Source organism: Nocardioides sp. (assembly GCF_035703625.1).
In the GTDB taxonomy this organism is placed as follows: Bacteria; Actinomycetota; Actinomycetes; order Propionibacteriales; family Nocardioidaceae; genus Nocardioides.
Genome location: NZ_DASSXS010000195.1, coordinates 1 through 6,535 on the forward strand (window position 1 = coordinate 1; position 6,535 = coordinate 6,535).

5 protein-coding genes are annotated in these 6,535 nt (G+C 70.8%); all 5 read right to left on the minus strand.

Annotated elements, in window-relative coordinates:
- Window positions 1–196 (minus strand): hypothetical protein (locus VFN12_RS09595; RefSeq protein WP_325118429.1); only part of this gene is annotated, 196 nt, incomplete at its 3' end.
- Window positions 197–689: 493 nt separating this feature from the next.
- A complete protein-coding gene (locus VFN12_RS09600; RefSeq protein WP_325118430.1) occupies window positions 690–2,039 on the minus strand; it encodes a calcium-binding protein in 1,350 nt (449 codons plus the stop codon).
- Between the two features lie 39 nt (window positions 2,040–2,078).
- The gene (locus VFN12_RS09605) at window positions 2,079–2,885 is read right to left on the minus strand and encodes a calcium-binding protein (RefSeq protein ID WP_325118431.1); all 807 of its coding nucleotides are present in this window, start codon (window positions 2,883–2,885) and stop codon (window positions 2,079–2,081) included.
- Between the two features lie 317 nt (window positions 2,886–3,202).
- A complete protein-coding gene (locus VFN12_RS09610; protein ID WP_325118432.1) occupies window positions 3,203–4,519 on the minus strand; it encodes a hypothetical protein in 1,317 nt (438 codons plus the stop codon).
- Window positions 4,520–4,682: 163 nt separating this feature from the next.
- Window positions 4,683–6,326, minus strand: a complete 1,644-nt coding sequence (locus VFN12_RS09615; protein ID WP_325118433.1) for a hypothetical protein — start codon at window positions 6,324–6,326, stop codon at window positions 4,683–4,685.
- Window positions 6,327–6,535: the final 209 nt, after the last annotated feature.

The following is a 6,535-nucleotide window of genomic DNA, read 5'->3' on the forward strand; positions in this document are numbered from 1 at the left end:
CCTCGGCGGTGCCCGGGTCCGCCAGCGCCAGCAGCAGGGCCAGGTCCGAGGGGTTGAGCGGCGCCGCCTCCACCCGGACGAGGACCTGGTGCGGCTGCGGCTGCGGGGTGTCGACCGTGTCCACGGACACCCGGACCCGTCCGTCCTCGGTGACGAGGGAGCGCAGCTGGCGGGTGGTGGCAGGGACGTCGCTCATGGGTCGATCCTGTCAGCCGGCTACCGACGCGGCGACCCTCGACGTGTAAGTCGGCTGCCGCGAGAAGCCGTGTCCAGCCCGCTCGGTGGATCCTGCCGGAGCCATCGATGTCGAGCGGTCACTCAGTCCGGAACGATGTCGGACCAAGGTCCCCAGAGAGCCGACGCCCGCACCCTGGAAGCGGGACGCGCATGGCGCCCACCACGTCGGCTCCGACCGGGCGCGGTGGCGCCAGGGCCTCGACGAGCAGCCGGCGCAGGTGGGTGCCCGCTCTTGGTGATTGGGCCCTCGACCCGGGACTGCGGCTGCCGTGCAGCGGCTGGAGCTACGAGTTCACGCCGGCCGGGACCACGGACGCCCATGGTCACCCCGACCCTGCACACCCGTCCGGGGCAGGCCCTTCGGCGCGTTGATTCCTGTGGTTGAGGCGCGCACGCTCGGGGGCAGTCCCGCCCAGATCACGCTCGGGCGACGGCTCTCCACCAACCTCGCGTCACCTGGTTTCGCATCGAATCCGCACCTCGGCGTCACACAGGTCCCGGCCACCGGCGCCGTCGGCGCGGTCGCGGCCCGGTCCGCCCCTGAGGACGTCCGGCGTGTCGTAGCCGAGCATCCGGTCGTGACCCGGCCCGCCGAGGAGCGTGGCGCTTCTCAGGCAGTCGAGAAAGCTGTCGTCATCGCCGATGACGCCGGACTCGAGTACGTCGTCACCGCCGCGTCCTTCCACGGTCGTCACACAGCCGTATGCGTGGAGACGGTCGGCCCGAGGACCACCGATCAAGGTCGCTCGTGTGCCCCCGAAGGCCAGGGCCTCGAACGCGGTGAAAGTCCGCTCTGGTCCTGATCCGCCCTTCGCTACGTCGATGCGTCCTGTCGGCACGTGGCCGCGAATCGGGCGCGCCCAGGCCCACGCCACGAGGGTGTCGATGCCGACCCCGCCGCGGAACAGAGGCACGCCAGGGGCGCCCCCCGGATAGCTCACGACGGTGTCGTTGCCCGCGCCCATCGAAGCCGTCAACAAGTGGGCGATCTCGACTCGCTCGCTGGCCTGCGAGCCACGGAACCGGTAGGTGTTCGATCGCGGACCGCTCACGGCGAACCGCTCGAACGCCCTCCAGCTCACCACGCTCGTGCCGTTGAGGCGTGCAACCTGCCGACGGTTGTCGATGACCCAGTCACCGCTCGGGGCCAGAGTCACGCCGAGCCAGTCCCGGCCCGCTCCTCCCCGGAAGCGGTGGCCCGGTCCGGGAGTGCCGCCAACGGACAATTCGTCGCGGCCGCCTCCGAGCCGAACAATGTCGCGCACGGGGGTGGCCGCCTCCCCTACCTGCACGACGTCGCGGCCACCGGCAGTGAAAATCGTGTCGGTGCCGTCGCCAGCGAAGTCGCCCGACTCACCTCCCCTGATCTGCTCGACGTCGTCACCTCCTCGGTAGAAGTCGTTGCCCGCCCCCAATACGCCGACCACGGCCGCCTCGGTGTTGGTGTCGAGGACCACCCGATCGTCCCCGTCGCCGGCCTCGAAGAAGAAGCTGCCGTCCCTGGGAGCGCTGGTCAGACAGACTCGATCATCCCCGCCGAGCGCGCGGATCGCCTCCGCTCCGTTGCTGACGATGACGTCCGGCCCGTCGGTGCCTGTGAGCCTTCTTTGGCCGGGGGCACCCACGATCGTGGCCGGGGCTCCCTGACACGACGGCGCCGCGGCCGCCAGCGGCGCGGGCGCAGGCGCTGCTCCCGTCGCCAGTGCCGCGGCGATCACGACCGCCGCGCAGCATCTCCGGCTTCTCGAACGGTGTCGATGTACAGCCCTGTCGTCCGGTGCGCCCAACTGTCTGCCCTCCATGACCCACCCCGGTCAGCCCTTGCCGCCGCGCTGGAACTCTCATACCGTCCAGCAAATGCTGCCCCATGCCTTGGCGGCGACCCGGCTGACGCCGGCCGCGTCGACCCCGAAGTCCAGGTCGGCGTAGCACTCCCAACGCGGACGGTCGGGTTGGCACTGCAGATACATGCGCCCGAAGTCCGTGGGCGTGCGTCGAATGGCAAACTGGCCCACGGTCTCGAAGATCCGGTGAACGCGCGCCTTCCGCATGCCCACCACTGTTCGATCCCACTCGTCCCCGGTGACGCACGCGGGAGTCGTGACATTTGTCCAGACCCTTTCGCAACCGCTCAGTGTGTCGGCCCCCTCCTGCTGGCCCGCGTACGCCACGAGATCGGTTCCCGTTCCACAGTTCACCTTGTCGGGGGCGTCGTCGACGCGCAGGAAGAATCGGTCATTGTCTGCCCCGCCCCCGGAATCGTCGGTGCCGGGGCCCGGCCAGATCAGGTCACGATCCCGCTGGCCGAGCAGCTTGTCGTTGCCTGAGCCACCCCGGACGCGGTCACGCCCGGGACCGCCGTCGAGCGGCCTGTCGAAACCCGGGCCACCCTGGAGCTGGTCGTTGCCGCCCATGCCCAAGCCGTAGTCCGAACCGCGGCCGAAGTAGAGCAGGTCGTTCCCTGCCCATCCGTTGAGGAAGTCCAGGTTGGGGCCACCGGCCAGGCGATCCCTCCCGGAGTTGCCGTGGATGAAGTCCGACCCGTCCTGGCCCCAGATGCGGTCGTCACCAGCACGACCCTCGATCCAGTTGTGGCCCGGTCCACCCCTGATCGTGTCGTCATCGGCACCGCCGATGATGTCCCCCATCGCCGGAGCGCTCGTGAGAGCGACGACCGCCAGCGCGAGCCCTCCTGCAGCGAGACCCAGGCGCCGTGCGCCACCTGCTTCCTGACCTCTCATGGCTACCTCCCCGTGTCCCAGGGGCCTGATCCGTAACCGGCTTGGCGGCTATCGACCCTGGTTGATCGAGACCAGAGTCCACTGCGTGACCCACCCAGCACATGGGTCCCGAGTCCCGATCGACCGGGAAGAAGCGGAAACAGGGCAGAGATCCAGGCACGTCGACCACGAGCCTGGAGCGCAACAGGGGCCCGCTGCAGCGACGGGCCCCTGCGCGCTTCGGCTCAGAGCAGGTAGTCCTGCGTCTGCGGGTTGAGCATCGGCAGCTTCCGGGCACCCGAGACCCGCTGGTCGCTGAGCCGGAGGGTGTCGAGGCCACGGGAGATGTCGTTGGCCACGATCAGGCCGTTGTACCAGTAGGTCGACCAGGCGTTGGACTGCATGTCGTAGTAGCCGATCTCCTTCGGTGCCGTCGGCTTCGTCAGGTCGACGACCGAGGTGCCGGAGCCGTAGGCCGAGGAGACCAGGACGTAGCGATCGCGCAGCGGCACGTAGTTGAAGTTGTGGTACGTGTTCGGCTCGGCGCGCGGGATCCGGTAGTGGCTCAGCGGCGTCGCCGGGTCGGCCACCGCGTAGGTCCAGAGGGCGCCGTACGGCTCCTTGGGGGTGCCGAAGTACTCGTCGCCGAAGGTGACCAGCTCGCCGTCCGGGCTGTAGGCGGCCGAGTGCCAGATGTCGACGTCAGGGGTGTCGATGTTGGCGGTGACGCGGGGCGCCAGCGGGTCGGAGATGTCCCACAGCTGTCCCTGCGACAGGCAGGCGGCCGCGGCCGTCTTGGTCGGCGACAGCACGGTGATGTCGTGGCAGGCGAAGAACGGCGTGGCGCCGTAGGCCGCCCCGAACATGTCGATGCCCGTGATCGTCGGCTCGGCGACCACCCGGGCGGACAGGCCGGCGACGGCGTTGGTCCCGTCGACCTGGATCACCGAGATCTTCTCGAACGGCGCCTGGCAGTCGGGCCCGATGCCGCTCGCGGACAGCGGGTACGACGCGACGTACAGGTAGGCCTTGTCGCCCCCGGCCGGGACCAGCGTGTTGGTGTGCGAGCCGCAGTCGGTGCGGATGCCCTGCAGGAAGACCGGGTTCGCCGGGTTGCTGATGTCGAAGACCCGGATGCCCTCGAAGGCGCCCTCGGTCCTGGCGGTCACGTTCCGGGAACCCGCACAGCCCACGGTGGACTGCGGGGTGTCGACGGAGAGGAACAGCAGGTCGCCGTGGACGGTGACGTCACCCTGCGGACCGTTGCAGTGCACGTCGGCCACCTCGACGGGGCTGCCGGGGTCCGCGAGGTCGATGACCCGGAACCCGCCGTAGTGGCCGGCGAAGGCGAGGGTGCCCTTGAAGGCGAGGTCGGAGTTGACGCCGCCGCGGTGCTCGCTGGTGCTGAGCAGGTGCATGTTGCCGCTCACGCCGTCGGCCGGGCTGGCCGGTGGGGGCGGCGGGACGCTGCCGTCGTCCCAGGGTTCGTGCGCCGCGGCCGGTGCCACGGTGGCAATGACGAGGGCGGCCGCCAGGCCGCCGAGGACGTGCGTGTACTTCATCGAGCCTCCGTTGTCCCGAGAGCAGGACCGTCCGGAAGCGAGGTCGATCCCACGAAAAGTTCCGGGGCCGGATGGCCCTGGATGACAGGCATCCAAGCACAGGCCGGACCGCACCAGAACCCCCGAACGACCACAGCGCCGCGAGCCCGGTGCGCGAAAAGAGCTAGTTGCCGCGCACCTCGCGCACCCCGATGGTGCGGGTACCGGTGTCGCGGCCGAACAGCAGGTGGTAGGTGCCGGTCACCGGCAGCGTGTACGTCGTCCCGTCGGACCCCGGCGCCACGTAGGAGCCGTCATCGGTGTAGAGGTACGGGCAGCACACCCGCTCCCTGGGCGCGTACTCGTGGAAGAACTCGATCCGCTGCCCCGCCTCACCGGTGAACCGGAAGCGGATCCGGTCGCCCATGTCGCCGGGGCTGGTCAGCCCTGCCGACTCGCCGCCGAGGGTGATGTCGGCGGTCTCCACCCGGTGGGTGCGCATGTGGCTCCCCTCGCTGAGGGGGACCGCACCCACGCACGGCGTCCACAGCGCTGACAGCGTGCCGTCGCTCGGGCTGAGCAGCCCCCACTCGTGGTCGCCGTAGAAGCCCTCGCCGAGCTCCCACGGCGAGATCGGCGTGCCGTCGACCGAGAACGAGCGGTGCCCGGGGCACCCGTCGAGGCGCTGGTCGTCCGGCGACCCGTAGTCGTCCGACTGGACCACGAGCTCGGCGGCGCTGACCGGGAAGCGGTAGAGGACGCCCTGGCCGGGCCAGTCGGCGGACAGCGGAGCCATGCGGTGCTCCGGGTCGTCGGTCTGCACGACCTTCGGCGTGGACATCCACACGTCCAGCGACTCCACGTCGGGGGCGTTGGAGTTGTAGCGCCTCACGTCCAGCCGGTAGGTCCCGGTCTGGGGCAGGCGGACCGTCTGCGTCCCGTAGCGCAGGTCGGACGACTGGGTGCCGAACGAGCCGTGGGGCAGAGGCCGACCATTGGGGCCGTGCAACGAGAACAGCAGGTCGTCCTCGGCCTCCGCCGGCTCCACGTTGCCGTAGGCCATGCCGACCAGCTGTCCGGCGACGCCGTCGAAGGTGACCGTGGCCGTGGTCCCCATCCGCAGGTCGCGCAGCCTCAGCGGTCCCGAGGTGAGCTCGTAGCGGACGGGTGCGACGTCGACCCGGGCCGCGTCGGACGAGGCCGCCTTCCGCGCCCCCAGGGCCGGGGCGTCGTACGCGAAGAGGTTGCCGCGCGCCTCGCGGACGCGGTCGACGGCGATGGAGCCCGACTGGGGCAGGGTGATGGTGCGGCCGGTCGCCACCCACGAGCTGACTCCCGAGCCGTTGTCGGCCTCGAGCCGTCGTTCCGTGACGGTGACGCCCCCGAGCCCGGTGTGGTCGAGCCTGATGCGCGTGACCGAGCGCTGCTGGTCGTCGAGCCGGTAGGTCGTGCTCGTCGTCAGGGTGGGCTGCCAGCGCACCGTGAGTCGGACGGTCTCACTGGTGGCGGCTGCCTGGCCGAGCCCGCGCGGCTTGACGACCCGGTAGGCCGGGCGGCCACGGGGCGGCGTGACCGCGAAGGAGTACCTCCGCGTCTCCGTCACCGTGCGCGAGGCGACCGTCTGCCAGCCGTCGCCGACGCGGCGCTGCAGGTGGAGGGTGCTGCCGGGGCGGGCGCCGCGCGCGGTGCCGGCCAAGGTGACGCGGTCGCCCTCGTCGAGGGTGGTCGCGGACGTCCGGACGGTGAGGGTGACGGCCGCCTGCGCGGGCGTGGGCCCGACCAGGCCGAGACCGCAGACGAGCAGGACCAGGGCAAGACCTCGAAGCACCGCGGAAGCGTACTGGGCCGGGCCTCGCCCCTGGACGGCGCCTCGAGTAGTCCTCTCGGACCCGCCCGCGGTGGCCATTGTCTGCCCGTGGGCCGGGGAGAAGGCTGGACGACCAAGGGACGCAACCCGGCGGAAGGGAAAGTCATGTACGCGCGTTCCAGCACGTTCCGGGGACGGCCCGAGTCAGTGGACGCAGGCATCGAGTTCGT